The sequence below is a fragment of the Corynebacterium sp. genome, assembly GCF_052107835.1.
Lineage (GTDB): Bacteria > Actinomycetota > Actinomycetes > Mycobacteriales > Mycobacteriaceae > Corynebacterium.
The window spans coordinates 94,089-120,693 of sequence record NZ_JBQEDF010000002.1 but is presented as its reverse complement, the minus strand read 5'-3'; the positions used below and the strand labels follow the sequence as shown (position 1 = coordinate 120,693).

The 26,605-nt window shown below is 66.8% G+C and carries 25 protein-coding genes and 1 pseudogene; 14 read left to right on the top strand and 12 right to left on the bottom strand.

Going from position 1 to position 26,605, the window contains the following annotated elements; translation table 11 throughout:
- Nucleotides 1-32 precede the first annotated feature (32 nt).
- Nucleotides 33-413 carry a LysR family transcriptional regulator gene (locus ACTIL2_RS01025; protein WP_442335577.1) on the bottom strand — a complete coding sequence of 127 codons (381 nt, stop codon included), beginning with the start codon at nucleotides 411-413 and terminating at the stop codon, nucleotides 33-35.
- A 112-nt stretch (nucleotides 414-525) separates the two neighbouring features.
- On the opposite strand from ACTIL2_RS01025, the gene ACTIL2_RS01020 reads away from it, so the two are divergent.
- The 3 genes and pseudogenes from ACTIL2_RS01020 to ACTIL2_RS01010 all read left to right on the top strand — a co-directional run bounded on the left by ACTIL2_RS01020 (nucleotide 526) and on the right by ACTIL2_RS01010 (nucleotide 1,798).
- Entirely contained in the window at nucleotides 526-1,053 is a 528-nt protein-coding gene (locus tag ACTIL2_RS01020) for a DapH/DapD/GlmU-related protein (protein WP_145943563.1), read from the top strand.
- A 53-nt stretch (nucleotides 1,054-1,106) separates the two neighbouring features.
- Nucleotides 1,107-1,343 carry a transposase gene (locus ACTIL2_RS01015; RefSeq protein WP_369008449.1) on the top strand — a complete coding sequence of 79 codons (237 nt, stop codon included), beginning with the start codon at nucleotides 1,107-1,109 and terminating at the stop codon, nucleotides 1,341-1,343.
- A pseudogene (locus tag ACTIL2_RS01010) lies at nucleotides 1,253-1,798 on the top strand (IS5 family transposase). Before ACTIL2_RS01015 ends, ACTIL2_RS01010 begins: the two are co-directional and overlap by 91 nt.
- 99 nt (nucleotides 1,799-1,897) lie before the next feature.
- Here ACTIL2_RS01010 and ACTIL2_RS01005 read toward each other — a convergent pair.
- Both ACTIL2_RS01005 and ACTIL2_RS01000 read right to left on the bottom strand, forming a co-directional pair.
- On the bottom strand, nucleotides 1,898-2,299 hold the full coding sequence (locus tag ACTIL2_RS01005) for a GlcG/HbpS family heme-binding protein (protein WP_442335576.1): 402 nt from the start codon (nucleotides 2,297-2,299) through the stop codon (nucleotides 1,898-1,900).
- A 32-nt stretch (nucleotides 2,300-2,331) separates the two neighbouring features.
- Nucleotides 2,332-3,108 (bottom strand): SDR family oxidoreductase, encoded by a 777-nt coding sequence (locus tag ACTIL2_RS01000; protein WP_442335575.1) that lies wholly within the window; start codon nucleotides 3,106-3,108, stop codon nucleotides 2,332-2,334.
- Nucleotides 3,109-3,209: 101 nt separating this feature from the next.
- On the opposite strand from ACTIL2_RS01000, the gene ACTIL2_RS00995 reads away from it, so the two are divergent.
- The 3 genes from ACTIL2_RS00995 (at nucleotide 3,210) to ACTIL2_RS00985 (ending at nucleotide 6,909) form a co-directional block, all read left to right on the top strand.
- Nucleotides 3,210-3,767, top strand: coding sequence for a TetR family transcriptional regulator (locus ACTIL2_RS00995; protein WP_442335574.1), 558 nt, complete (start codon nucleotides 3,210-3,212; stop codon nucleotides 3,765-3,767).
- A gap of 226 nt (nucleotides 3,768-3,993) precedes the next feature.
- Entirely contained in the window at nucleotides 3,994-5,424 is a 1,431-nt protein-coding gene (locus ACTIL2_RS00990; RefSeq protein WP_442335573.1) for a prolyl oligopeptidase family serine peptidase, read from the top strand.
- A 33-nt stretch (nucleotides 5,425-5,457) separates the two neighbouring features.
- Complete coding sequence (locus ACTIL2_RS00985) at nucleotides 5,458-6,909, top strand: lipase maturation factor family protein (RefSeq protein ID WP_442335572.1); 1,452 nt, start codon at nucleotides 5,458-5,460, stop codon at nucleotides 6,907-6,909.
- On the opposite strand, the gene ACTIL2_RS00980 is transcribed toward ACTIL2_RS00985, so the two are convergent.
- The 5 genes from ACTIL2_RS00980 to mmuM all read right to left on the bottom strand — a co-directional run bounded on the left by ACTIL2_RS00980 (nucleotide 6,884) and on the right by mmuM (nucleotide 10,484).
- Nucleotides 6,884-7,456, bottom strand: coding sequence for a hypothetical protein (locus tag ACTIL2_RS00980; RefSeq protein ID WP_442335571.1), 573 nt, complete (start codon nucleotides 7,454-7,456; stop codon nucleotides 6,884-6,886). The two genes, ACTIL2_RS00985 and ACTIL2_RS00980, sit on opposite strands and share 26 nt — an antisense overlap.
- Nucleotides 7,457-7,523: 67 nt before the next feature.
- Nucleotides 7,524-8,195 (bottom strand): SGNH/GDSL hydrolase family protein, encoded by a 672-nt coding sequence (locus ACTIL2_RS00975; protein WP_442335570.1) that lies wholly within the window; start codon nucleotides 8,193-8,195, stop codon nucleotides 7,524-7,526.
- Nucleotides 8,185-8,523: a hypothetical protein gene (locus ACTIL2_RS00970; RefSeq protein WP_442335569.1), complete on the bottom strand. Its 339-nt coding sequence runs from the start codon at nucleotides 8,521-8,523 to the stop codon at nucleotides 8,185-8,187. Before ACTIL2_RS00970 ends, ACTIL2_RS00975 begins: the two co-directional genes overlap by 11 nt.
- The gene (locus ACTIL2_RS00965) at nucleotides 8,520-9,554 is read right to left on the bottom strand and encodes a Gfo/Idh/MocA family protein (RefSeq protein ID WP_442335568.1); all 1,035 of its coding nucleotides are present in this window, start codon (nucleotides 9,552-9,554) and stop codon (nucleotides 8,520-8,522) included. The genes ACTIL2_RS00970 and ACTIL2_RS00965 overlap by 4 nt, the downstream gene beginning before the upstream one ends.
- A gap of 3 nt (nucleotides 9,555-9,557) precedes the next feature.
- Complete coding sequence (gene mmuM, locus ACTIL2_RS00960; RefSeq protein ID WP_442335567.1) at nucleotides 9,558-10,484, bottom strand: homocysteine S-methyltransferase; 927 nt, start codon at nucleotides 10,482-10,484, stop codon at nucleotides 9,558-9,560.
- 35 nt (nucleotides 10,485-10,519) lie between these two features.
- On the opposite strand from mmuM, the gene ACTIL2_RS00955 reads away from it, so the two are divergent.
- Entirely contained in the window at nucleotides 10,520-11,980 is a 1,461-nt protein-coding gene (locus ACTIL2_RS00955; protein ID WP_442335566.1) for an amino acid permease, read from the top strand.
- On the opposite strand, the gene acnA is transcribed toward ACTIL2_RS00955, so the two are convergent.
- Complete coding sequence (acnA, locus tag ACTIL2_RS00950; RefSeq protein ID WP_442335565.1) at nucleotides 11,955-14,618, bottom strand: aconitate hydratase AcnA; 2,664 nt, start codon at nucleotides 14,616-14,618, stop codon at nucleotides 11,955-11,957. The genes ACTIL2_RS00955 and acnA overlap by 26 nt on opposite strands.
- Before the next feature lie 108 nt (nucleotides 14,619-14,726).
- Here acnA and ACTIL2_RS00945 point away from each other — a divergent pair, with 108 nt between their 5' ends.
- The 4 genes from ACTIL2_RS00945 (at nucleotide 14,727) to ACTIL2_RS00930 (ending at nucleotide 18,926) form a co-directional block, all read left to right on the top strand.
- Nucleotides 14,727-15,407 (top strand): GntR family transcriptional regulator, encoded by a 681-nt coding sequence (locus ACTIL2_RS00945; RefSeq protein WP_442335564.1) that lies wholly within the window; start codon nucleotides 14,727-14,729, stop codon nucleotides 15,405-15,407.
- Between the two features lie 375 nt (nucleotides 15,408-15,782).
- The gene (locus ACTIL2_RS00940) at nucleotides 15,783-16,748 is read left to right on the top strand and encodes a Bug family tripartite tricarboxylate transporter substrate binding protein (RefSeq protein ID WP_442335563.1); all 966 of its coding nucleotides are present in this window, start codon (nucleotides 15,783-15,785) and stop codon (nucleotides 16,746-16,748) included.
- Nucleotides 16,749-16,777: 29 nt separating this feature from the next.
- Nucleotides 16,778-17,341, top strand: coding sequence for a tripartite tricarboxylate transporter TctB family protein (locus ACTIL2_RS00935; RefSeq protein WP_442335562.1), 564 nt, complete (start codon nucleotides 16,778-16,780; stop codon nucleotides 17,339-17,341).
- 1 nt (nucleotide 17,342) lies between these two features.
- Complete coding sequence (locus tag ACTIL2_RS00930) at nucleotides 17,343-18,926, top strand: tripartite tricarboxylate transporter permease (protein WP_442335561.1); 1,584 nt, start codon at nucleotides 17,343-17,345, stop codon at nucleotides 18,924-18,926.
- 1 nt (nucleotide 18,927) lies between these two features.
- Here the strand turns inward: ACTIL2_RS00930 and ACTIL2_RS00925 are convergent, their stop codons facing one another.
- Both ACTIL2_RS00925 and ACTIL2_RS00920 read right to left on the bottom strand, forming a co-directional pair.
- The gene (locus ACTIL2_RS00925; RefSeq protein WP_442335584.1) at nucleotides 18,928-20,187 is read right to left on the bottom strand and encodes a threonine/serine ThrE exporter family protein; all 1,260 of its coding nucleotides are present in this window, start codon (nucleotides 20,185-20,187) and stop codon (nucleotides 18,928-18,930) included.
- Between the two features lie 122 nt (nucleotides 20,188-20,309).
- Nucleotides 20,310-21,332, bottom strand: coding sequence for a nucleoside hydrolase (locus tag ACTIL2_RS00920; protein WP_442335560.1), 1,023 nt, complete (start codon nucleotides 21,330-21,332; stop codon nucleotides 20,310-20,312).
- Between the two features lie 89 nt (nucleotides 21,333-21,421).
- Here ACTIL2_RS00920 and ACTIL2_RS00915 point away from each other — a divergent pair, with 89 nt between their 5' ends.
- The 3 genes from ACTIL2_RS00915 to ACTIL2_RS00905 are packed head-to-tail and all read left to right on the top strand — an operon-like array spanning nucleotide 21,422 to nucleotide 24,863.
- Nucleotides 21,422-22,468, top strand: a complete 1,047-nt coding sequence (locus ACTIL2_RS00915; protein WP_442335583.1) for an ABC transporter substrate-binding protein — start codon at nucleotides 21,422-21,424, stop codon at nucleotides 22,466-22,468.
- The gene (locus ACTIL2_RS00910; RefSeq protein WP_442335559.1) at nucleotides 22,465-23,259 is read left to right on the top strand and encodes an ABC transporter ATP-binding protein; all 795 of its coding nucleotides are present in this window, start codon (nucleotides 22,465-22,467) and stop codon (nucleotides 23,257-23,259) included. The genes ACTIL2_RS00915 and ACTIL2_RS00910 overlap by 4 nt, the downstream gene beginning before the upstream one ends.
- Nucleotides 23,256-24,863 carry an ABC transporter permease gene (locus ACTIL2_RS00905; RefSeq protein WP_442335558.1) on the top strand — a complete coding sequence of 536 codons (1,608 nt, stop codon included), beginning with the start codon at nucleotides 23,256-23,258 and terminating at the stop codon, nucleotides 24,861-24,863. Before ACTIL2_RS00910 ends, ACTIL2_RS00905 begins: the two co-directional genes overlap by 4 nt.
- Here ACTIL2_RS00905 and ACTIL2_RS00900 read toward each other — a convergent pair.
- Nucleotides 24,860-26,470 carry an FAD-binding oxidoreductase gene (locus ACTIL2_RS00900; protein WP_442335557.1) on the bottom strand — a complete coding sequence of 537 codons (1,611 nt, stop codon included), beginning with the start codon at nucleotides 26,468-26,470 and terminating at the stop codon, nucleotides 24,860-24,862. The two genes, ACTIL2_RS00905 and ACTIL2_RS00900, sit on opposite strands and share 4 nt — an antisense overlap.
- Nucleotides 26,471-26,605: the final 135 nt, after the last annotated feature.

Genomic DNA, 26,605 nt, shown 5'->3' with positions numbered 1-26,605 from the left:
GGACGTCGCCCTCGCGGCGTGACTAACAACTGTCACCTAAACGTGCAGCAGACCCTAACCGCATCGAGGACGGTGTCGGGGCGCGAGTGGTAGAAGCGGTGGACGGCTTGGGCTGGCGCGATGCGCCGATTGAGGACATCGACCCGCAGGGGACGGGTCCCGGGGCGCATAGCTTGCTCTGCATCCTCAAGCGCCATCAGAACCTTTTTGGCGTGCGGGAGGAACAGCTGACCGTCCAAGCTCAGCCGCGATCCCCGGGAGGTGCGTACCAGGAGCGAGACCCCGAGGTTCCTCTCTAAACCCATGATCCGCTTGGAGACCGCCTGCTGGCTGATTCCGAATTTGTCGGCCACCTCCTGGAACTGCCCAACCTCAGCGATGGCTACAAAAGTCCGTACAGCTTTGATGTCCACGCTACGATCATAGCTCTACAACCTGTAGTTGTTTCCGTGAACGGTGAGTTGTTTGATCGTGGGGCAGCGACTCTGCTGAGATTGCGGCATGGCTTCCCGAATAGAACAGATAATGCACGTCCAGACACCAGAATTTGCGCACTTTGCGGAGCGAATCGCCCAGGTCACCGATGCGACCTCTCGGCTGAACGTCCTGCCCTTCAATGACACCGAGGCACGCGCTGAACTACTTTCAGTTGTCTTCGGTGGCCCCTTGCCGGCCTCCGTGACGATCTACCCGCCGTTCTACACCGAGCATGGACTGGCCACGACGTTCGGCGAGAACGTCTTCGTCAACCAGGGCTGCACCTTCATGGACGGCGGTGGCATCACCATCGGTGACAACGTCATGATCGCTCCGCGGGTCAGCTTGATCACCGGCGGTCACCCGCTGCCGCTGGCAGAGCGGCGCGAGTACACCGTCAGCGCCCCGATTGTGATCGAGGACGACGTTTGGATCGGTGCGGCTGCCGTAGTCACTCAAGGTGTGACCATCGGTGCGGACGCAGTCGTTGCTGCCGGCGCGGTCGTCACCCACGACGTGCCCGCGCGCACGGTGGTCGCTGGCGTACCCGCCCGAGTGATCAAGAACATCGACTGACATCGTGCTCCCCGACGCTACAAGCTGGGGAGTGCGGTGTCCGGTTGCCCTCAGTGCCTCGTCGACTGCGGCTCTTTGACGATCAGTGGGAGAGCATACGTGCTCTGCTACCCAGTAGCGCAGGACGACGCGGCAGGCCTTGGGCCGACCACCGCCGGGTCGTGGAAGCGATCGTCTACCGCTACCGCACCGGCATCCCGTGGCGTGCCGTGGCACCGTGCACGCCCATGGCCCGCAGTCGCACCACGAACCTCCCGGACACGCGATCGGCCGCTCCCGCGGAGGGTTGACCACGAAGGTCCACCACGCCGTCGACGGCCGGGGCCGTCCGCTGGCCGTGGTCGTCACCCCGGGCCAGGCGCACGATGGACAGACCCTGCCGGTCCTGCTGGGCGACCTGCGCGTGGCCAGGACCGGGCAGGGCAGGCCACGCACGAGTCCCGATGCCCTACTGGCAGACAAGGCATACTCCTCTCGCACGATCCGCCAGACGCTGCGCGCCCGCAGAATCAAGGACGTCATCCCCGAGCGGCGCGACCAGCACGGCCATCGACGCCGACGGGGCCGCTAGTGTGGATGTGCCCCGAGCTTCGACCGAGAGGTCTACAAGGGCCGCAACGTCGTCGAGCGTTCCTTCGCCCTGATCAAGCAATGGAGGGGCTTGGCCACGCGGTTCGACAAGCTCGCGATCGTCTACCGCTCGGCCGTGGTCCTGGCGGCGGTGCTGGTATGGGCTCGCAATTAGCAGACACGCCCTAGGCCTCTATCGGTTTCGCACTGTCTGCGCAGAGCCAGTCACACAGCACACTTCTTCGCAGAGCCAGACTGATGCTCCTGCCTGAGTTCAGCTCACAGCAGCGCGAGCTATCTCGGCGTCCTGCTCTGGTGTTCCACCAGAGACACCCAGTGCCCCGAGGAGGTTTCCTTCCGCGTCCGTAATGGGCACGCCTCCTCCCATAAGCAGCAATCCACCGTTGGTGTGGTCGAAATGCGCGAGAGGTTCGCCCAACTGCACAGGAGCGTTCAGCGCTTCGCTCGGCATCTCGAACATCACCGACGTCCGTGCTTTCGCGACAGCGAGGTCATTCGATGCCAGCCATGCTCCGTTCATCCGTTCGAAGGAAACGAGGTTGGCACCGGCGTCGAGAACGGCGAATACCGCGTTCAGTCCTAGTTCCCGCGCCTTGTGCTTCCCTGCACCGATAACCTGTGTGGCTGATTCGAGGGTGATTGTAGGGTGCGCCATAGGTTCTGCTCCTTACGTTCTCCTGCGGAGAATTAGGCTTTCTGGGTCCACTCGGTTTCCTGCCACTGCTTGGCGGCAGCAATGGTTTCCTGTGGACGCATGGTCCGGTAGTCAGGGTTGTCGGACGTGATCGTGTCGACCATCGCATCGATCATCTCTTGCGGATCGGCCTGATCAGCCAGTGAATCCCCAAAGTCGGGCATGGGCACCTGCGCGGTGTCGGGGTTGTACCACTGCACGTAGCTTTCAGCACCAGTGTCGTTGAAACCGGTGTTGAAAACTCCGGGGTTCACGGTGGCGACCTTGACTCCGAAAGGCTCGAGTTCGACCTTCATCGAACCGGCGATCGCTTCGATCGCATGCTTGGTGGCGCAGTAGGCCCCCAGGAACGGAACAACGAGGATGCCACCCATCGATGAGGTCCACACGATACGTCCCTGCTGACGCTCGATCATCTTCGGGGCGATGGCCTGTACCAGTTCGAGATGGCCAAACACGTTGATGTCGAAGGACTCGCGGACTCGCTGAAGCGGGATATCGACGACAGCTCCACCTTCCATGACGCCTGCGTTGAGCACGAGCACATCCACATCGAAACTTGCGGCATGGGAGATATCAATGTTGTCCCGCAGGTTGAGCTTGATGACAGTCAGTTCAACCCCGGCAGCTTGTGCGTCTTCGCGCACGCTTCGTACCTGTGGCCATGTCTCAGCGGCAGCGATGACGTCCTGGCCTTGACGGGCGAGCTCGATAGCCGCTCCGCGTCCGAATCCACTGCTGGCGCCGGTAATGAGAATCTTCTGGGACATGCACACTCCTTGGGGTAACTATCTGGATACTTACATGGACAAGTGTGACACCCCTGGACCCCCGTGTCAATAACCAGTTGGTTACCGGTAGGTTGGATGCCATGCCACCCAACGCCGCCGAAACCAAGCGAAGGATCTTAGAAGCCGCTCGTAGCGAGTTCGCCGAGCATGGCCTGGCGGGTGCCCGAGTGGACCGGATCGCCGAAGCGGGCAATGTCAACAAACGGTCGATCTACGTGCACTTCGGCCCCAAGGACACCCTGTTCGACATCATTGTGGCGCTATCGCTGACCGAGATGGCAGAGGCGGTCCCGTTCACGGTCGAAGACCTGCCCGGATATGCAGGAGCACTGTTCGATTACCTGATTGAGCATCCAGAGGTTCTTCGGTTGACCTCGTGGGCTGGGCTGGAACGTCCTGACGCCTCTGCCGACGAGGTCGCTGCGTACGCACCGAAGATAGCAGCGCTCTCGGAGAGGTTCGGCGGACAGGCAGTCGATGTTCTCACCTTGCTGCTAGGACAAGTCACTGCATGGCAGTACGCTTCTTCGGCACTGAAGATCCACTCCCCGGAGGAGCCCTGGTCCCCTGACCGGTTGAAGCGGCATCGAGCAATGCTCGTCACCTCGGTCGCGAGCTGTATTAGCGCAGCAGAGTAGAGCTACCGAAAGGGCTAGCGTCCAACGATCTAGAAGCCCTTCTGCTACCGCCCTCGCCGTGACAGAGCTTCCAGCATGCTCAACGACGGAAGGCCCCGGCCATGATCATCGGCGCGGATCACTCATGAAGCCGGTGGCCACGGAGCACGACATATAGTGATCAAAAAAGCACGCCGCATAACGATCACATTCACACACGCTGACGGAGTCGGGGTATCCGCGTCAGGTGCGCAGGTGGCGGCGCGGTGAGCCGTTGGACAACGCCGAGGTGGTGTTCGGGGGTGAGTCGACGGACGTGGCCGTCGGCGCCGCCTTCGATCTCACCGAGGGCTTCGAGAGACTTCTCGTCGAGCGCTCCATCGACTTCTACCTGTCCGAGAGTTTCACCGAGGTCGACGGGGAACTCCGCAGGATCGACGTTCCGGAGGACTGCGAGGTGTCCATCCACCGGGACTACCTGGTGATACTCCCCCGCACCGAGGTCAACGGAATCCCCTCCGGCGCACTGGCGGTGGCGGACCTGAATGCCTGGCTCGACGGGGGCCGCGAGGCCACGGTCCTCTTCACCCCGGACGGGCACACGTCGCTGCAGTCCTTCGCGTGGACGGAGAACTACCTGGTCCTGACGCTGCTCCATGACGTCACCACCCAACTGCGCACGTTCACCGTCGGCGACTGGACCGCCGGGACGGTCGGGGGGCTCCCGGCACAGGCCACGGTGACGGTTGTCGGGACGTCCCCCACCCACGACGACGAGATCTGGCTGCTCGCGTCCTCCACCCTCCAGCCGTCCACGTTGCTGCGTGGGGTCCTGGGGGAGCTTCAGCCGGAGACAGCACGGCGCGCGCCGGCACGTTTCGATGCGTCGGGAATGGCCAGTGTCCAGCAGTGGGCGACCTCCGCCGACGGCACGAGGATCCCGTACCTGGTCTCGGGGTACCTCGACGGGACGACGCGCCCCACGCTGGTCAACGCCTACGGCGGTTTCGAGGTGTCCCTGCTGCCGGGGTACTCGGCGGTATCGGGGATCTCGTGGCTGAGCCGGGGTGGCCTGGCGGTGCAGGCGAATCTCCGCGGCGGTGGGGAGTTCGGCCCGGCATGGCATTCGCAGGCCGTGAAGCTGAACCGGGAGAAGGTCTTCGAGGACCACCGGGCGGTGCTCGAGGACCTGGTCGCCCGTGGGTACACCGACACCTCCACCCTGGCGGTCCGCGGCGGATCGAACGGGGGCCTGCTGACCGCGGTGTGCCTGACCTCGTACCCGGAGCTGGTCGGTGCCGTGGTGTCGCAGGTTCCGCTGGCGGACATGCTGCGCTACCACCGGCTCTCCGCCGGCGCGTCCTGGATGGCCGAGTACGGCAACCCGGACGAGGCGGACGAACGCGAGGTCATCGAGCGCTACTCCCCTGTCCAGCGAGTCGCCTCCGCCACCGACGTCACGTACCCGCCGGCACTGGTCACCACGTCGACCAGGGACGACCGCGTCCACCCCGCCCACGCCCGTTCCCTGGCATGGCTGCTGAAGGAGGCGGGGCAGCCGGTGGACTACTGGGAGAACAGTGAGGGCGGGCACGGCGGTGCCGCGGACAACAGCCAGGTGGCGTTCACCGAAGCGCTGATCTACAGCTGGTTGACGCAGAAGATCAGCGGGGAGTGAAAGGGAGGGCCGGAGGGTCCTACACTGGGAGCCATGAACGGCTTGGCCGCCGTGGACTTCGAGCTGGCGCGCCAGGTGCTGCAGCGGGGCATCGCGGCGCTGTTCCTGATCGGCTTCGTCTCCACGCTGAACCAGTTCCGACCGCTCGCGGGTGAACGCGGCCTGCTGCCCGCCCCGGAGTTCCTCGACCGGGCCCGCGAGATCGAGAAGGCACGGGGCGAACCAGTGCTGCGCCCCACCCTGTTCCGCCTGCTCAGGTACACCGACCGGCGGTTGGCTGCCCTCTGCTGGGTCGGGATCGTTGTGTCCCTGCTGCTGGTCCTGGGCGTCCCGCAGACCGGTCCGCCGTGGGTGCCGATGCTGTGTTTCCTGGCGCTGTGGTTCGGCTACATGTCGGTCACCAGCATCGGGAGGACGTTCTACGGTTTCGGCTGGGAGATGCTGCTGTGCGAGGCGGGGTTCCTGGCGGCGTTCCTCGGCTCTGATGCGCAGCCGCCCGCCACCCTGGTAATCGTGCTGTTCTGGTGGCTGGTCTTCCGCCTGGAGTTCGGGGCGGGGATGATCAAGATCCGCGGCGGACGCGAATGGCGCGACCTCACGGCGATGATGCACCACCACCAGACCCAGCCGATGCCAGGGCCGTTGAGCAGGCAGTTCCATCTGCTCCCCGCCTGGTTCCACCGGGGCGAGGTGGTCGGCAACCACATCACCCAGCTCGGGGTCACGTGGCTGCTGTTCGTGCCCGTGCTCAGCCTGGTCGTCGACGCGTCCTGGCCGGTGGTTGTCGGCGCCGTGGCCGCCGGTCTGGTCATTGTGACGCAGCTGTGGCTGGTGGCCAGCGGCAACTTCGCCTGGCTGAACTGGGCGACGATCGTGCTGGCGTTCTCGGCGGTCGGGGTGGCAGGCTCCGGGGAACAGACCGGGGACCTTCCGGTGTACTGGGCCGTCATCACCACGGCGGTGTTCGCCGTCTACGTCCTGCTCAGTTGGCCAGCGGCGCGGAACCTGTTCTCGAAACGGCAGGTGATGAACGGATCATTCAACCGGTGGCAGCTGGCGAACGCCTACGGCGCCTTCGGCACGGTGACGACGACACGTACCGAGTACGTCATCGAGGGGACGCTGGGCGGTGGGGACTGGCAGGAGTACGGCTTCCGGGGCAAGCCCGGCGACGTGCGCCGGGTCCCGCGGCAGTTCGCCCCGTACCACCTGCGGCTGGACTGGATGATGTGGTTCCTGCCGCTGGGCGGGAGGCTGGATTCATGGTTCACGGTGCTGCTGCGACGGCTGCTGGAGGCTGATCCCGCGACCCTGCGCCTGCTCGGCGATGACCCCTTCGACGGTGAGCCTCCGGACGCGGTGCGGGTGATCTCCTACCGCTACCGGTTCGCCACCCGCCGGGAGTTCGCCGAGCAGGGCGTGCGGTGGATCCGGGACCGCCGGTACGAGCTGGTCCCGGCTATGTGGCGGGACGCGGTGCTGTAGCGGATCCAGGTGCACGCACCAGGAGCAGGTTGCCGACCACGACGGCAAGGCCGAACATCAGTGCCGCGTCAATGGCGTGGGCCAGGAACGCGCCCACCGCGGTGGGGCCACCCCAGGCGTTGACGGTCATCGCGGGGTCGGTGCTGAACCCGACCTGCATCCCCATCCTCACGGCCAGGTAGCCGCAGAACAGGGCGACGATGACCGCACCGACGAAGCGCAGGAAGAACAGGAAGTTCCGTGTGCTCTTCACCGACCCCGTGGCATCCCCGAGGGTCGCCCGGAATCGTTGGGCTGTCCGTCTGCTCCATGGGATTCCGAGCCAGCGCAGCGTTCCGTGGCGCCAGGTCAGGACACCACCACCGAGTACCAGGCACAGCGCCAGGACCACGTGCTGCGCGATGGCGTTGGTCGGGGGATCGTGGTCGGGTGCGTCTGTCCCCGTACCGGCGGCGATGAAGCCCAGAACCACGCCGGCGGCGAGCGCCGTCACGGTCAGGGACACGAGGGGGCGGGACAGTGTGTTCCGGGACAGTGTGTTCAGCATGGAACGGACGTTATTGTCCGGTGGTCCCCGACCACATCACCCGCCAGAGGGATATTCCCTCCCGGGGTCAGCCGCCGAACTTCTCGTCGATGAACCCGGTGACGTGCTCCGCCAGCAGTTCATTCGCCCGCGTCGTCAGATGTTCCGAGGCGGCGAAGATGTGGGTCTGGTCGGCAACCTCCGAGACCCAGGCGTCCTGCCCGCACACCACCGCCCCGGGCACCGCGCAGGCGTCCTCGTTCGCGCCGTGGGTGAACCCGTGGTCCCCGGCATTGTCCACCAGATCGTCGATGAAGGAGTACGTGTCGAGCACCTGGACGCGGTCGTCCTCCGGCAGGGCGTCCTGCAGCTCATCGTTGTAGGCGACGGTGAGCTCGCCGACGAAGTCCCGCGAGGCCTCCGTCTCGAACCACGGCGCCTTCGCCAGGTCGTAGAGGGTGAACACAACGATCTGCCCGGCATCGTTGTCGAGCATCCGCTGCACCGTGTCCGCTTCGTCGGACGCCGCCTCCCGCACGCGGTCACGTTCGGCGTCCATGACATCACCGGACACGGGAACGTTGTCCCGCAGCGACTCCGCCATCTCCTGGTTGATCATTGGATCGTAGTTGTAGGCGACGTCGTTCGTCCCGACGAACACTGTCGCCACCTGACTGGGGCTGAACGAACCGTGTTGGTCGAGGAAGCGGTCCAGCTGGACGTCGGCACTGATCGGGGCACCGTCGGGATCATCGGACACCGCGGAGTACGGCTCGGCGGCACGCGCACCACCCTGCGCGTAGTTCAGGTGACCCGGGCCCGGTTCCCACGTAGACGTCCGCGGCGTCCCTGACCGCCTCATTGGAACCGGTGGGTTGTCCCAAGTCCTCGGCGACATGCTGCGCCCAGGTCTGTCCCGGCATCGTGGTGAAGCGGAACCCGTAGGTTCCCGCATCGGTGAGGCTGTCGCCGAAGAACACCGCCTCGGCGGTGCCGGAGGCGGACCTGTCGCTGCTGCAGCCTGCGAGCACCAGCGCGACGGAGGCCACGACCGCCGCGGGGGTTCCCGGAATTGTCCGCGCGCTCACTGGAACGCCCGCTCGATGATCTCCAGCGCCCCGATGGCGTCCTCCGGGGCGACGGGCGGAGGGGCCCCGTCCCGGATCGCCGAGGAGAGCCCGCGGTAGAAGTCCCCGTAGTTGCCGTCCTCGGTGGGGATGCGGTGCTGCACCTCACCGGCGTACAGCATCCCCCACTGCTCCTGCGGCGTCGTCCCGAAACCGGGGTCACCGGGGCGGCGTCCCGCCTTCAACGCCGCCTCCTGACCATCCAACCCCCAGGTCACGTACCCCGCGTCCGACCCCGACACGCTGAAGCGCGGTGCCGGAACCGGTGCGACCGCACTCGCCCACAGGTGCGACATGACGCCGTTGGCGTGGTGCAGTGCGAGGAATGCGTCATCATCGGCGGCGGCGAACGGCCGGCGGCTGGCGATCTCCGCGTGGACGTCCTCCACCGGGCCGAACAACTGGAGTGCCTGGTCGATGATGTGCGTACCGAGGTCGAAGACGATCCCGCCACCCTCGCCGTGGGTGCTGGTGGTCTTCCACGACAACGGCTGCTGCGGCTTGAATCTCTCGAACCGGGACTCGAAACGGTGCACCTGTCCGAGGTCACCGCTTTCCACCAGCCGGCGGACGGTGAGGAAGTCGCCGTCCCAGCGCCGGTTCTGGAAGACGGTCAGCACGAGGCCCTTCTGCGAGGCCTTCGCCACCAGGGACCGACCGCCCCCGGATGTCAGGGCGAAGGGCTTGTCCACGACGACGTGCAGACCGGCGTCCAGCGCCCGGTGGGCGAGGTCCTCGTGGGTGGAACTCGGTGTACCGATCACGACCAGGTCGTAGTCCCCGGCATTGGCCCAGACATCGTCCGGTGAGTCCAGGAGCCGGACGTCCGGGTACTCCTCCAGGGCGGCCCGACGCCTCTCCCCGTTGCCGGTGACCACGGCGGTGACCTCGAAATCAGGGTCGGCCGCCAGGAACGGCGCGTGGAAGATCCGGCCGGACAGTCCGAAACCGAGGATGGCGGCGCGGATGGGTGTGGTGTCTGCGGTGCTCATGCCTTACGAGAGTAGTTGCGGACGGGCCTGGGCGACCCTGTCCCTCACCGCGGTGATCTCCCGCGGTGTCACGCGGCAACACCCGCCGATGTAGCGCACCCCGGCATCGAGGAGGTCGGGGACGGCGTCGATGAGGGACGCGGGTTCCCCGCTCCGGGGTACCCACACCCGTCCGATGTGGTCCCAGGTCTCCCCGCTGTTGGGGTAGGCGATCAGGGGTGTGTCAGTGAACTCTGCCATGCGGCGGACCCCGGCGAGCACGTCGGGCACCGCCCCACAGTTCACGCCGAGCCCCTGGATCACCGGGGTGTCAGCAACGATCGACGCGACCTCCTTCAGGTCCGTGCCGTCGCTGAGGGTGCCGTCCTTCACCGTCACCGACAGCAGCGCAGGATGCCCTGCCGCGGACAGCTCCCCCGCCAGCGCCTCCACCTCGAGGATCGAGGGCACGGTCTCCGCCAGCAGCCAGTCCGCGCCGGTGTCGGCGAGGATCCCGATGCGGCGCCGGTGCCACCGGGCGAGTTCGCCGGACGAGACGCCGTAGGCGCCGTCGTACTCGGTACCCTCCCCCGGGCCCGCACCGTAGGGGCCCACGGAGGCGGCGATTCCACGGTCGCGCCCATCCACGGCCGATGCCTCAAGGGCGGCGTCCTGCGCCAGACGGACACTGGAGCGCAGCAGGGATTCCGCGAGTGCATCGGCGTCCTGCGCCGGGGCGCCGGCCGCGATGAGACCGTCGACGGTGACCTCGTAAGAGCAGGTGGTGGCGATGTCGGCGCCGGCGTCGAAGAAGTCCCGGTGGGCGGCGAGCACCTCCGCAGGGTTGTCACGCAGGATCTGCGCGGACCACAGCGAACCGGTGATGTCGTTGCCGCGGTCCTCCAGCCGGGTGCCGAATCCTCCGTCGAGAATGAAAATGGGGTCTGTCATCCAACCCAGTGTAGACCGAGCTGTACAGTGTTCGCATGACCGCACAGACCAGCACCGACGACAGCACCAGCACTGCGCCGGAACACTCCTCCCTGAAACGCTCCATGGCCTCGCGCCACCTGGTGATGATCGCCCTCGGTGGCGTGATCGGCTCGGGACTGTTCGTCTCCTCCGGCTACACCATCGAACAGGCCGGACCGCTCGGGGCGGTGCTGGCCTACGGTATCGGCGCGCTCGTCGCGTGGCTGGTCATGACCTGCCTCGGCGAACTCGCGGTGGTCTACCCGGTGTCCGGCGGCTTCCACGTGTACGCCACCCGGAACCTGGGGTCCGCCTGGGGTTTCACCACCGCCTGGTTGTACTGGCTGTGCTGGGCGGTGGCGCTGGGCAGCGAGTTCACCGCCATCGGGATCCTGATGCAACGGTGGTTCCCGTCGGTTCCGGTGTGGGTGTGGTGCCTGGTGTTCGCCGCGGTGCTGTTCACCCTGAACGCGATCTCCTCGAAGGTCTTCGGCGAGGCGGAGTTCTGGCTGTCGCTGATCAAGGTCATCGCCGTGGTGACGCTGATCGTGGTGGGCGCCGCGTCGATCATCGGCATCAATCCCCTGACCGATGAACCGGCACTGGGGCTGGGCAACTTCGACACCGGTGACGGCCTGTTCCCGGCCGGTATCGGCGGCGTGCTGATCACCACCCTCGCGGTGTTCTACGCCTTCTCCGGCACCGAACTGATCGGGGTGGCCGCCGGGGAGACCAGGGATCCGTCGACGACGATCCCGCGGGCCATCCGCACCGCGGTGTTCCGGCTGACGGTGTTCTTCATCGGCGCGATCGCGGTGATCGCCGCGATCATCCCGTACGCCAACGCGGGACTGGACGAGAGCCCGTTCGTCACCGTCTTCGACGTCGTTGGACTGCCCGGCGCAGGTGACGTGATGAACTTCGTGATCATCACCGCACTGCTGTCCGCGGGCAACTCCGGGTTGTTTTCCTGCACCCGGATGCTCCACTCCCTGGCTGCGGAAGGTCAGGCGCCGGCGGTACTGGCACGGACGACGGCGAAGGGCATTCCCATGGTCGCCCTGTGCGTGTCGATGCTCGGCGGACTGGCGTCGCTGCTGTCGAGTGTCGTCGCCCCGGGCAGCCTGTTCCTGGCCCTGGTGTCCGTGGCCGGGTTCGCCGTTGTGGCGGTGTGGATCTCCATCGCCGCGTCCCAGATCGCGTTCCGTCGGCGGTTCACTGCCGCGGGAGGACGCACTGCCGCACTGCCGTACCATTCGCCGCTGTTCCCGGTTGTTCCGGTCACGGCCCTGGTGCTGCTCGTGGTGTCCCTGATCGGGGTGGGGTTCGACCCGTCACAGCGGGCCTCCCTGTACTTCGGGGTGCCGTTCACGCTGGCATGCCTGGGGTACTTCCGGTGGAGGCACGGTCCCGGGGTGTTCCTGCCCGCGCGGAGTGTCGAGGAGGACTTCACGGACCGTGCTGTGCCCGTGTAGCGGCGTTGAGGATCGTCGGGATCACACCTCCGGACCGGAGCAGGTCGATCTCCATCCCGGTCTCCACCGCCGCCGTTGCGACGTAGTGGTCGGCCCCGGCACCGTGGTGGACCATGATCTCCACAGGGCCACGCGGTCCCAGTCCCCGGGCGGGCAGGACATCCACCGTGTCTCCAGGGGCCAACGCACCCAGAACCGTCGTGAGCTCACCGGATGTCTCCACCGGGAGAATGCCCATGCCGACCAGGTTGGACCGGTGGATCCGCTCGAAGCTGGCGGCCAGGACAGCACGAACCCCCAGCAGCGCCTGGGCCTTCGCCGCCCAGTCCCGTGACGAACCCATTCCGTAGCGCTCCCCCGCCACCACGATGACCGGCAGTTGTTCATCCCTGTAGCGGCGCGCGCCGTCCCACAGCCGCATCCGGTCGCCCGACGGACCATGCACCGTGTACGCCGACGGTGCGTCCTGCTCCCCGGCGCCCGGAAGCAGGGAGTTACGGACGGCACGGGCAGCGAACGCGCCGCGACCCATGACCTCCCAATTCCCCCGACGGGATGCGAAGACATTCAGGTCATTACGGTCCTCACCATGCTCGACCAGGAAGTCCGCGACGGCACCGGCGCGCGGGATGGCACTCGCCGGAGAGATGTGGTCGGTGGTGACGTCGTCACCGAGTACCAGCAGGGGGTGGGCACCGGTAACCCCGTCCAGCACCGGCGGCGACGGTACCCCGTCCGACCGGGCGAACGGTGGTGGGCGCAGGATCGTCGACGCTGGATCCCAGGGGAAACGGAGAGAGTCCGGCACCTCCAGCTGCTCCCACATCTCATTGCGGGAGGCCGCACGGAAGTCGGCGGCGAAGTCCGCCGGGTCCACAGCATCGGCGACGGCCCTATCGACCTCGTCGGGACCCGGCCACAGGTCAGCAAGGTGGATCTCCCTCCCGTCAGCCAGGATCTGCACCGGCTCGGCGGTCAGGTCACGGCGCAGGTCACCTGCCAGCGCAAAGGCCACAACCATGGCTGGGCTGACCAGGAATCCGATGCTGAGATCCGGGTTGATCCGCCCGGGGAAGTTGCGGTTACCGGACAGCACGGCTCCGGGGACGATGCGTCCTGCGTCCCGCGCCCGGGTGATCCCGTCCGGAAGCCCACCGGAATTGCCGATGCAGGTCGTGCAACCGAAGCCCACGATGTCGAAGCCGACGGAGGACAGGTCGTCGAGTAGCCCGCCGCGTCGGAGGTAGGACGCCGCTGCCGGGGATCCCGGCGCCAGCGAGGTCTTCACCCAGGGCGGTGGGGTGAGACCGAACTCGCGGGCCCTGCGGCCGACGAGACCTGCGGTGATGATCAACCGTGGATCGGTGGTGTTCGTGCAACTGGTGATGGACGCCAGTGCCACGGGGAACTCTGGCATCGCGTGCGGCATATCCGGCGCGTCCGGTGCCCCCGCGCCGGGCTCCGACATCAGTGCGTCCGGGATCCCCGACACCGGCAGCAGGTCCTGGGGGCGCCGCGGTCCGGCGGCGCTGGGCGCGACCGCCGACAGGTCGATGGACAGCGTGCGTGAGTAGGACGGTTCAGCATCCGGATCGAACCACAGGCCGGCGGCACGGCAGTAGCGTTCGACGAGGGCGACGTGGACGTCATCCCGTCCCGTCATGCGCAGGTAATCCAGCACAGCGGCATCCACCGGGAAGTACCCGGTTGTGGCGCCGTACTCCGGTGCCATGTTCGCCACCACGGCCCGGTCACCGACCGACAGCGTGGAGACACCCGGTCCATGGAACTCCACGAACTCCCCGGTGACACCGAGATCACGGAGACGGTGGGTGACCACCAGCGCCAGGTCGGTGGACGTTGTTCCGGGTCCGAGCTCGCCGCTGAGGTGCACCCCCACGACATCGGGGATCCGCAGCGTGGTCGGCATGCCGAACATCACAGTCTCGGCCTCCAGGCCGCCGACCCCCCAACCCAGCACGCCCAGACCGTTGATCATCGGGGTGTGGCTGTCGGTGCCGACCATCTGGTCGGGTACCACCCAGAGTTCGCCGTCCCGTTCCTCGGTGGTGACCACGGTGGCGAGTTGCTCCAGGTTGATGGTGTGCATGATGCCGGTCCCCGGCGGATTGATGTGGATGTTGTCCATGTTGTCCGATGCCCACCGCAGAAAACGGTAACGCTCACGGTTGCGGCGGATCTCCTCCCGCAGGTTGCGCGAGGTGGCGTGAGGGGTGGCGTAGGACTCGACGGCGAGGGAATGGTCGACCGCGACCTCCACCGGCAGCGTCGGTGACACGACCGCGGGGTCGATGCCGGACGACGCGAGTTCGTCGCGCATGGCTGCCATGTCCACCAGCGCCGGGGTGGACGTGGTGTCGTGCATGAGGATTCGGCTGGGAGCGAAGTGGATCTCGTCCCTGCTCGTACGGGTTTCCGGCCAGGCGCGGAGGGCCGCGAGCATGTGTTCGCGGTCGTTACCACCGGCACACCGCCCAACGTTCTCGGCGAGAAGCCGGAGGACCACTGGCCAGCGTCCGTAGTCGTCACCGAGGGTGACGGTAGCCGCGAGGTAGCGGTGCCGTATGCCGTTGACCGTCATGGCGTTCGTCGAATCCGCACCGTTCATGCTGGTCATCCTCATCTCCTCGCAGTCTTATAATTTATAGACTGTAGCTGAATGCCGGGATGGTGCGGTACTCTGCTGCTCATTCCCCCGTCAACATCTCCTCGGCGAAAGGCAGCGGTGCCCCCACCTCCGAATGGCCCGTCCACCAAGAACGACTACGCCTACGCTCAACTCCACAGCATGATCCTCACCGGGGAACTGGAACCCGGATCACGACTCGACCAGAGCCAACTCTCCCGTGACCTGGGACTGAGTACCACGCCCCTGCGAGAGGCGATCAGGAGGCTGACCAGCGAAGGGCTTGTTCAGCTCTCCGCACACCGGGACGCACGGGTATCGGCAGTCAGCGCCGAACAGGCCACACATCTTCTCGAGGTCCGGGAAACACTGGATCCACTGGCTGCCGGACTCGCCGCAGACAGACGCACCGACGAAGACCTCGAGCGGATAGGACGGGCGGAAGAGGGCCTTCGTCCGCTGGGCACTCCTGCCGACCCGGATTCGCTGCGCCACGCCCTGGAGTCCCACCGGACCTTCCACCGGGCCATCTACACAGCCAGCCGGAACCCGGTCCTCATCGATGAGCTGGAACGCCTGTGGGACAAGGCGGACCGCTATCGGATCATCGGATTGAAGTCACGCCGGGACGCAGGCGACGACACCCGGCGCGTCGCCGCCGAACACCGGGGCATCACCGCGGCAATCGAGTCGGGGGATGCAGCCCTCGCCTCCGACGCGATGCGCCTGCACATCCGCGGCAGTCTCGGCTGCCGGGCGATTGACGCACTTCACGATTAGTTCATAACTTTCACCGGACTCCCCCCAGGGGTGAATTGATTCAGTCCCGACCACCCCCGTCGACGGGGGTGGTTCGCGGTGACCTGGTGGATCATCCGTGGTCAGACCTCTCTTCCCTCCACTCCCACCTTTCACCGAATCAGTGGTGTGCATCACTCCGGGATGCAAGCGTGTTCGTCCTCATACTGCGACCCCATACAGTTTTGCTCACCCGTACCTGGACCCATCGACTGCAACGGACCGCATGAAAGGAACCGCCGAGCAATGCCGAGCGCAACTGCCGACGACCCCCCTCCCTCCTCCGAGACACCGGAAGAACCCGGTGGTGCGGGGAGCCCATCACCCGATCGACCTCCCTCACCGATGAAACGGGTGGTGAGCGTCATCGCCGCAGTCGTCGGCGTAGCGCTCGTCGCCTTCGGCGTCGTCGACGCCAACAACTCCACCGCAGGTGCGGACGCACGCTCCGCCCTCTCCCTCATCGCCCCCGCCGACGCGGGTGGCGGCTGGGACAGCACCGCCCGCGAGGCCCAGCAGGCGTTGCGCGGCGAGAGCATCGTCAACAACCCCCAGGTGGTCAACGTCCCCGGTGCAGGCGGCACTATCGGGCTCAGCCAGCTTTCCGGGATGAACGGTGACGCCACCACGATGATGGTCACGGGCATCACCATGCTCGGGGCGATCCACATCAACGGTTCCGGCATCGACCTGGACGACGTGACACCTATCGCCCGGTTGACCGACGACTACGACGTGGTCGTTGTCCCCGCGGACTCCCCCATCAACTCCATGGACGACCTCGTCGACGAGTGGCGGGCCAACCCGGACAGCTTCCCGTTCGGCGGCGGCTCCCTGGGCAGCCTCGACCAGATGATCATTGCCCAGATCGCCGGCGAAGCCGGTATCGACCCCACCTCGGTCAACTACCTCGCCCACTCCGGTGGCGCGGAGCTGGCCACCGCTCTTCTCGCGGGGACGATCACGGCCTCGGTCAGCGGTTACGCCGACTTCGAGGACCAGATTGACGCAGGGCGGTTGAAGATGATCGGCGTATCCGCCCAGGAACCGGTCGACGGTATCGACGCACCCACCCTCATCGAGTCCGGGTACGACGTCTCACTGACCAACTGGCGCGGCCTCGTCGCCCCTCCCGGTCTCACCGACGAGGAACGGGCCAACCTCGAGGACATCGCGTCCGAAATGATCGCGAGCGACACCTGGGTGGACGCCATGGAACGAAACAACTGGACGGACACCTCGCTGATCGGCGAGGACTTCACCACGAACCTCGACGAAGAGACGGCAATCGTCGACGGTATCTGGTCCGACCTCGGCTACTGACCCGGCCAACCGAAGAGAGAGGAGAAACCATGACTTCCAGCACCACCACAGTACTGCCTTCCGGGAAGCGATCCTTCATGACCGGACGTGGCTCGCTGTACCTGGCCGGCGTCCTTGCCCTGTTCACCGGATACATCGCCTACGGCATCATCACCATGGACGTCCCGGAGTCCGCACAGGCACCGGGACCGAAGTTCTACCCCACGCTGCTTGTCGTGGCGACATCACTGATCATCATCGGACTGGTGATCAGCGCGCTACGTAACCCCGACATCGAGGAAGGGGACACCCTCTACATCCCACCGGTCGGTGAGAACCGCAGCGAGTCAATGATCCAGTCCACCGACAAGCCGGACACCCGCAACCTCATTGTCGCGATGGCCAGTTTCCTGGTGTTCGCCCTGATCCTGGAACCGGTCGGCTGGATCCTCTCGGCCGCTCTGCTGTTCTGGGTCCTGACCCTGACCTTCAACGCGAAGAAGCCGTTGTTCAAGCTCGCCGTCGGCCTGGTGGTCTCCTGTGCCATCCAGGTGGCGTTCTCCAACGGTCTGGGGTTGGCCCTGCCGGCCGGAATCCTGGGAGGGGTGTTCTGACATGGACTCACTGTCACTGTTGATGGGGGGCTTCGGCGAAGCCCTCAACCCAATGAACCTGGTGTGGGTCTTCATCGGTGCGCTGCTCGGCACCGCAGTGGGCGTGCTGCCCGGGATGGGCTCGGCCATGGCCGTCGCCCTGCTGCTGCCGATCACGTTCACACTCGACCCCACCGCGGCGTTCATCATGTTCGCCGGGGTCTACTTCGGCGGGCTCTTCGGCGATTCGACGATGGGCATCCTGGTGAATACACCGGGTGGTTCCACGGCGATCGCCACGTCCTTCGAGGGCTACAAGATGACGTTGAACGGCAGAGCGCCCCAGGCCCTGGCGACATCAGCCATCGGTGCGTTCACCGGTGGTCTCATCGCCACCACACTGGTCGTGTTCTTCGCGCCGCTGTTGGCGGACTTCGCCGTGAACTTCGGCCCGGCCGAGTACTTCGCCCTGGCCGTCTTCGCCTTCCTCGCCTGTTCCGCGGTGGTCTCCGACTCACTGATCAAGGGGCTCGCGTCCCTGATGATCGGACTGTTGATCGCGACAGTCGGCATCGACGGCATCTCCGGGACGCAACGGTTCACCGCCGGTGTCCCGGAACTGTTCGACGGCATCAGCATCATCGTGGTCACCGTCGGCATCCTGGCCCTCGGCGAGGTGTTCTACACCATCTACGAGCGCCGTCGCCCCAAGGCGCGTCCGTCCGTCAAGGTCACCGGAAGCGCGTACCTGAAGTGGGAGGACTTCAAGGAAGCCCTGCCCGCCTGGTTCCGTGGGGCCAGTTTCGGTGTGCCTTTCGGGGTGATCCCGGTCGGCGGCGCAGAGGTACCGACTTTCATGGCCTACGCCACCGAGCGCAACCTGGATGCCCGGCGTAAGGATCCCCAGTTCGGCAAGGGTGCGATCCGCGGCGTCGCCGCACCGGAGGCCGCCGGAAACGCCACCGCCGGTACCGCGATGGGCGCCCTGCTGTCGATGGGTCTGCCCACCTCGGCAACCGCGGCAATCATGCTGGCCGCGTTCCAGCAGTACGGTATCCAGCCCGGTCCCCTGCTGTTCGAGCGCAACGCCGATCTGGTGTGGCCGTTGCTGGCCTCACTGTTCATCGGACTGTTCGTGCTGCTGATCCTGAACCTGCCGCTGGCACCGATGTGGGCGAAGCTGCTGCTGATCCCCCGTCACTACCTGTACCCGGGTATCGCGTTGTTCTGTGCCCTGGGCGTCTACGCAACCTCGGCGGCGACGACCGATCTTCTCCTGGTGCTGGCTATCGGCTTCGTTGGTTTCCTGATGAGGCGTTACGGGTTCCCCCTGGCTCCGATCATGATCGGTGTGATCCTGGGCCCGCTGGCGGAAACCAGCTTCCGCAACGCACTGCTGGCCTCCGGCGGGTCGTACTCCTCACTGATCGACTCCCCGATCACCTGGGTGCTGTACGGACTGATGGCGATCGTCATGGTTGCCGCCGGATACAAGCACTTCTCCAATATGCGTAACTCCAGGAAGGCGACGCAGCGTGCCGAGAAGGTTGCGGAGATCGAGGCTGCTGACGCCAACGCCGACGAAACCGCGGACCGGAGTTCCTGACCTACCCCCGGTCGTGGATGCTCAGGTCCACGTGGCGGCCGAACGTCCATGCCGGGTCCGTGAGGATCCGTGCCGCGATCAGGCCCGCCCCGATGGCGATGATGCCGAGACTGGCGGTGACCGCGGAGCCGATGGCGGTGTTGATCGCCCCGTCGTTGAGGTAGTACACCGTCTCGTACAGGGCTGGTCCCGGGATCATGATGACCGAGGCGGGCACGGTCAGCGTGATCCGTGGCAGTTTCGTGGGACGCGCCAGCGCCGCGCCCAGCAGGCCAACCGTCAGCGCCCCGACGAAGGCCGCCCCATGATCCGGCACACCGATCTCCAGGAGCAGCAGTCTCCCCACGTTCGCGACGGCGCCGATGGAGGCCGCGACCAGTGCCATACGCCGTGAGGAGTTGAACAGCACCGCGAAACCGCCGATGCCCACCACCGACGCGACCGTCGCTGCCGCGTACCAGGCGATACTGGTCGACGGGGAATCCGCGGGAAGCGGATGGAGCCCGGTCAGCAGGGACACCGCGGCAGCCGACATCGTGGCGGTGAAGATCACCGTGGTGGCGTAGCCCAGCCTCGACATCCCCGCCGTGAGATCGAACCGCCCCAGGTCGAGCAGCGCCGAGAACAGCGGGAACCCCGGCATGAGGAACAGCACCGCGGCCACGAAACCCATGCTCACCTCCTCCGCCTCCATCACCCCGGTCGCCGAGAGGGTCTGGGAGAGCCCGGCGAAGACCAGGCAGGCCACCGCAGCGGAGATGGCCGTCGTCCCGATCTGGTTGAAGTTGCGGTGCGCGAAGAAGTGCCGGGCCGTCTGCCCGACCGCAGCGGACGCCCCGACGATGAGCACCCCGGGCAACGAGTAGTGGTTGAGGATGCCGAAACCGGCGCAGGCAAACCCTGCCGCGAGCGCCTGGGCCCAGACGGCCCAACGCTTCGTCACCAGTTCCTCGACCCGGTCGAGTTCACCGTTGAGCTTCTCGGCGGTCAGGTCGGGCCCCATCCGGTGGCTGAGGTTCTCCAGCGCCTCGATCCGCGACGCGTCCACCGCCGGGGTGTTCCTGTTCGCCACCACGGTGCGGGCCATCCCCCTGCGTCGGAACGTGCAGGTGATGCTGTTCACGGAGACCACGGCATCCACCCCGTCGAAGCCGAGTGCACGTGCTGCCCGCTTCATCGCCCTGATGATCCGGTAGCCACCGGTGCCCGCTCCCATGAGCAGGGTCCCCAACCGGAGGACGGCCTCCGCCCCGTGGTCCATCGTGCGCTGTTCCTCGATGATCCTGAGCAGCGCAGCATAGTCTCGCTCATTGTCAGCCACACCCCCATCCTCCCACCACAACGCCGATGGACGCTGGGCGAAGCCCCCGGGTGCGGGGACGGCTACAGCTCCAGCAGTCGCGCCACCAGCAGATCCGCGAAGCTCCCGCCGGAGACCTTCCCGGGAGCAACCTCCGCCTCCAGCACCACCCGTACGTTGGCACCGTCGACATCCACGCCGGTGCCGTCCGGGTTCCGGGACGCATTGCGCTGGTCGCGCATGTCGCAGATCGTCTGGCCGCGCCCCGGGCCGGCCGAATCGTCGACCACCACCGGCACCCGGGGTGCCCGCACCAACGAGACCTCCCCCAGGGCGATCGCCGCCGCCAGCGGGTCGTGCAGCGCACAGCACCGACGTCCGCACACGCTCTCGTAGAAGCCGGAGTAGAAGTCCAGCATCTCCCCGATCGCCTCCACGACCGGCACACCCGACGACTGCAGCCGCCCGATGTGGGAGGCCTCGAAGGTGTGCTGCATCGTCACGTCCAACGGCACCAGCGTCACGGGCCAGGACGCCGACACCACGATCTGCGCGGCCTCCGGGTCGTTGAAGATGTTCGCCTCCGCCGCCGGACGCACGTTCCCCGGCTCCAGCGCCGCACCACCCATCGCCGTGACCCCGCCGACCCGTCCCGCCAGGTCGGGGTCACGTTCCAGGGCGATGGCGACGTTGGTCAGCGGACCGATGGCGATCACCCGGAGGTGATGTCCGTACTCGTGGGACAGGCGGATCAGCATGTCCGCGGCGTCCTCCCCCACCGGCATCGCGTCCGCCGCGGGCAGCAGCCGGTCGCGCACCCCGCCGACCCCGTCGCCGCCGTGCACCTCCACCGCGCCGCCACCGAAGTTCCCCGCCACCGGCTCGGACGCACCGACGGCGACCGGGACGCCGGAGCGTCCCGCCATACCCAGCAGCCGCAGGGTGTTCTCCGCGCCGCCGGACGCACTGACGTTGCCGTGCACGCTGCCCACACCAACCAGGTTCACCTGCGGCGCGGCCAGCAGGTACCCCAGTGCCAGGGCATCGTCGATGCCGGTGTCGCAGTCCAGGAACACGGGAATGGAGGCGTCGGTCGTGTGGGGCATGACCGCGATAGTAACCCGGTGAATTAACCGCGTGGAAAACGCGGTGCCATCAAATGGGAACCCGCCGCGCCGTATAATGATCCACCGTGATGTTTCATCGGCGATCACGCCCACTCTCCCCCGCCCGCCCCGTCGCGGTCCTCACCTCGATACTGGCCGTAGCGTCCCTTGTCCTCAGCAGCTGCGCCCTGCGCGGCCTCGACGACGACGCCCTACGGATCCAGTTGTCGTTCATCAAGAACTCCCAGAACGCCGGTGAGTACATCGCCGACCACGACGGGTACTACGAGGACGCCGGCTTCACCAAGGTGGATCTCATCGCCGGGCCGACCGCCGTGGAGCAGTCCGCGGCCGCCGGGCACTCCACCGTCGCCGGGTCGACCGCGCTCGGTGCGGCCAACGCGATCGACGCGGAGGGGATGCCGATCAAGATCATCGGGGCGATCTACGCGGTGAACGCGTTCACCATTCTCTCCATGGACGGCCCGAACGCCATCCGCACTCCCGCGGACCTCGAGGGCGCACGCATCGCCGTGACCCCCGGTACCGCGCAGTCCATGGTCGAGGGGCTGGCCCGGGCCAATGACATCGACCCGTCCACCATCACCTTCGTCCCCGCCGGTGAAACCTCCGTCCTCACCAGCGGCGAGGTCGACGGCTTCCACGGGCTGACCGCCAACCAGGGGATCCAGCTCGAACAGGCCGGGAACGACATCGTCTCCCTGGACCTCTCCGAGCACGGCATGCCCTTCGCCGGTGCGGCTTACGCCGTCTCCCAGGAGAGCCTCGACGACAACCGCGACAACCTCAAGAAGTTCCTGGAGGCGTCCATCAGGGGCTGGCGCGACGCCATCAACGACCCCCGGTACGGCACAGACCTCACCCTGGACAACTACGGCTCGGACCTGGGGCTCGACCCCACCAACGAGCTCCTGCAGTCCGAGGCGCAGGTCCAGTACATCGACAATGACTACACGAATCCCGGTGAGCTCTTCCGGCTCACCGACGGGGCCATGGACGAGAACGTGGAGTCTTTGCAGCTCAGCGGTATCGACATCACCAAGGACGAGCTGTTCGACATGAGCCTGCTCGACGAGGTCTACGAAGAAAACCCCGAACTCAAGGACGCACCATGACCACTCAAGAGAACACCGGCATCAGGCTCGACAACCTCACCAAGACCTTCCCCGGCGGGGTGACCGCACTGGGCGACGTGAGCCTGGACATCCCCCACGGCAGCTTCCTGGCACTGGTCGGCCCGTCCGGCTGCGGAAAGTCCACCGTCCTGCGCATCCTCGCCGGCCTGGAGGAGCCCACCGAGGGCACCGCGTCCGTGCACGACCTGACGCCGAAGGAACTGCGCAGCCGCCATGAGCTCGGCATCGCCTTCCAGGACGCCGCCCTGCTGCCGTGGCGCTCGGTCTCGTCGAACATCCGGCTCCCTCGGGAGATCGCCAAGGACCCGCTGCCGGACAGTGTCCTGGCGGACCTGATCAAGCTGGTGCGCCTGGAGGGCTTCGAGGACTCCAGGCCCGCCCAGCTCTCCGGCGGTATGCGCCAGCGCGTGTCGATCGCCAGGGCACTCGCCGCCGATCCGTCCGTCCTGCTCCTGGACGAGCCCTTCGGCGCACTCGACGACATGACCCGCCAGCGCATGAACCTGGAGCTGCAGCGCATCTGGACGGAGAACCCGTCGACGACGCTGCTGGTCACACACGGCATCTCCGAGGCGGTGTTCCTGGCGGACTCCATCGCGGTGATGAGCGCGCGTCCGGGCACGATCCGCGAGATCGTGGAGGTGGACCTGCCCCGGCCTCGCACCCCGGAGATGATGCGGACGCCTGAGTTCCACGCGATCGTGGACCACGTCTCCGACCTGCTGTTCTCCTTCGAGGAAGCAGAAGCAGAAGAAGCACGGGACGCATGATGACGGGAACGACCACCGCCCTCCGCGGCACGCTCAACGTCCTGGCCGTCCTGGTCGGCGTCATCGCCCTGTGGTGGCTGCTGGCGGCCACCGTCCTGCGTCCCCTGGAGACGATCCCCACCCCCGGCGACATCATCTCCCGCATCGCCGACGACGGACTGAACTTCTACTGGACGAACCTGTGGGTCACCGCCCAGGAGGCCGGCCAGGGCTACCTGCTCGGAGTCGGCCTGGCGATCGCGGTGTCGGTGCTGGCCCTGCTGTTCCCCCGGCTGCGCGGGATCGTGATGCAGGTGGCGGTGATCACCTACTCCCTGCCGATCATCGCCGTGGGGCCGGTGATCTACCTGATGGTCGGCGCCCCGTCCAGCGGGGATCCCTCGGCCACCGCAGTGCTGCTGTCGGCGCTGGCGATCTTCTTCACCACCGTGGTCGGCACACTGTTGGGCCTGGACGCGGCGGACCAGCGGTCGCTGGACCTGGTGGACGTCTACGGCGGCTCACGCCTGACCCGCCTGATGAAGGTGCAGCTCATTGCCGCGGTGCCGTCCACACTGAACGCCCTGAAGATCGCGGCGCCGTTGTCCGTGCTCGGTGCGATCCTCGGTGAGTACGTCGGTGGTGTGGACCGTGGCCTGGGCCCGGCGCTGCTGAACGCCCAGCAGTCGTCGGACGTGTCGCGCACCTGGGCACTGGCCCTGGCGGCGGCGGTGCTGGCCGGGGCCTGGTTCGCCGTGATGGCGGTACTGTCCCGCGTGGTCACCCGGCTCGGCTGGGGTGCCGCGGAGGTGTCGACCACCGCGACGGTGAGGAAGCGGAAGTCCCCGCTGGCCGTGGCCGTCGAGGTCGTCGTCTCCCTGGTGGTCATCGGCGCAGCGTGGACGTTCGGCCTGTGGCTGTTCGACATCTCCCCCTTCGTCGGCCGCACCCCGGCGGAGGTGCTGGGTTACCTCGGGGACAGCACGAGTGTCGAGGAAGGCGGGGACGGCGGGAACAACCTCGCCGCCCTGCTGCCGGACCTGTGGCGCACGCTGCTGGACACCGGGATGGGCTTCGCGCTGGGGCTGGTGGCGGCGATCGTCGCCTCGTCACTGTTCCTGGTGTTCCCCACCCTGGAGCGCGCACTGATGCCGCTGGCCCTGTTCTTCCAGTCGGTGCCGCTGGTGGCGATCGCCCCGGTGCTGATCATCGTCCTGGGGCGTGGGCAGGTCACCGTGGCGATCATGGGCGCGATCATCGTGTTCTTCCCCGCACTGGTGAACATCGGCTCGGCGCTGAAGAACGTGCCTCCGGCACTGATTGACCTGGTGCGCACGTACGGAGCGGGACGCACCGGGGAGCTCCTGAAAGTCAGGATCCCCGCGTGCCTGCCGGCGATCTTCGCCGCGGTGCGCATCGCCATCCCCGGCGCGCTGTCCGGTGCGCTGCTGGCCGAGTGGCTGGCGACCGGCCAGGGCATCGGCTCGACGGTGATCACCGCGGTCGGCAACGCCGACACCGATGTGGTGTGGGCGTCGGTGACCGTGGTGACGGTGACCGCGCTGATCCTCTACGGCCTGGCTGCGCTGCTGGAGGGGGCCGCACGGCGGCGCTGGGGGACTTAGGGGGCCTTCCTCTGCACCGGGTCAATCAGCACACCCGGGTTCAGGACACCCGACGGATCCAGTTCCGCCTTGGATGCCCGCAGTGAGCGGGCGAAGGGGCCGGAGCGCTGCCGGTCGTACCAGGGCCGGTGGTCGCGTCCGACGGAATGGTGGTGGGTGATCGTGGCCCTGTGCTCCACGAGAACCTCGGAGACCGCGGCCTTGATCTCGTCCCACTGCTCCACGGTTCTCCCCCACGTCCCACCGGCGTAGATGCCGAAGTACGGCGCGGGGCCGTCCGGGTAGACGTGGGTGAACCGGCAGCTCACGACACCGGTCAGTCCGAGCTTCTCGAAGGCGGCCATCGCCGCGGCATTCACGGCGTCCCTGAGTTCGGCGAACTTCTCCCACGTGCAGGCGGTCTCGAAGGTCTCGACGATTACCGACGACGCCGCCAGCGCGTCCCGCTGGTACGGCATCCGGATGAAGGACGACTTCCATGTGTCGGACGCCCCGCTCTGGTCGGATTCGCCGGCGCGTCCCGCGTCCTGCTCCGGGACGCTGCCACCATGGTTCCCGCAGATAGACAGGGCATGACGCATCGGCTCGTCCATCGGGCGGGACGCCGACTCGAAGCCCAGCACCAGCACGCCGCCGGACGTGGCCGTGCCGGCGTTCAGGAAGGCCTCGACTGGATCGAGCAGCCGGCAGTTGGCCGGGAACAGCCCCGACTGCGCGATCTCGCGTGTGGCGTCGACGGCCTTGGTGTAGTCGTCGAACAGGACGGATGCCTTGCTGCGGTACCGCGGACGCTCCTGCAGCCGCATCCACGCCTCCGTGATGATGCCGAGCGTGCCCTCGGAGCCGAGGAACAGGCGGTCCTGGGACGGGCCCGCGCCCGAGCCAGGCAGCCGCCAGGATTCGGAGGCGCCGGTCGGCGTAATCACCCGCATCGACTCCACCAGGTCATCGATGTGGGTGTACACCGTGGCGAAGTGGCCCCCGGCGCGGGTCGCCAGCCAGCCGCCGAGTGTGGAGAACTCGAAGGACTGCGGGAAGTGGCGCAGCGTGTACCCCTCGGGACGCAGCGCCTCCTCCAGAGCCGGGCCGTAGATTCCCGCCTGGATTCGTGCTGCACGGCTGACCTTGTCGATCTCCAGGATCCTGTTCATCCCGGTCATGTCGAGGGAGACCACGGCCGCATACTGATCCAGCCCGCGCGGTTCCACTCCCCCGGTCACCGATGAGCCGCCGCCGAACGGGATCAGGGCGATGTTGTTGGTGGTGCACCAGTCGAGGACATCGACCACGTCCTGCTCGGTTCTCGGTCGGATGACCAGGTCAGGGACGTTCTCGACCTTTCCGAGCAGGACGCGCACCACGTCGCGGAAGGCCTGCCCGTGCGAGTGTGCGACGCGGTCCTCGAGGTCGTCGGAGATCAGCGATGCCAGTGACTCCGGTGGCTGGATGCGCGGCGGTTTCACACCGAGCTCGGTCAGCGGCGGACGGGTGTGTTCGGTGAGGTCGGCGTCCGGCAGCAGGAGCCGGACGCGGTCCAGGAGCTTCTCGCGCTCGTCGCCGGTGACGGCGTCCTCGATGTTTCCCCAGCCCCACCATGAGCGTGTCATCGACTGTCTCCTCTCCGGTCACCGAAACCTATTTCAGGAGACAATCTACCGTCGCGCGGTGCCCGGGATGCCCGAATCCGTTGATCAGGCCGATGGGCACTTGGTACAACGACTGCAGATCCCCGGATCTCATGG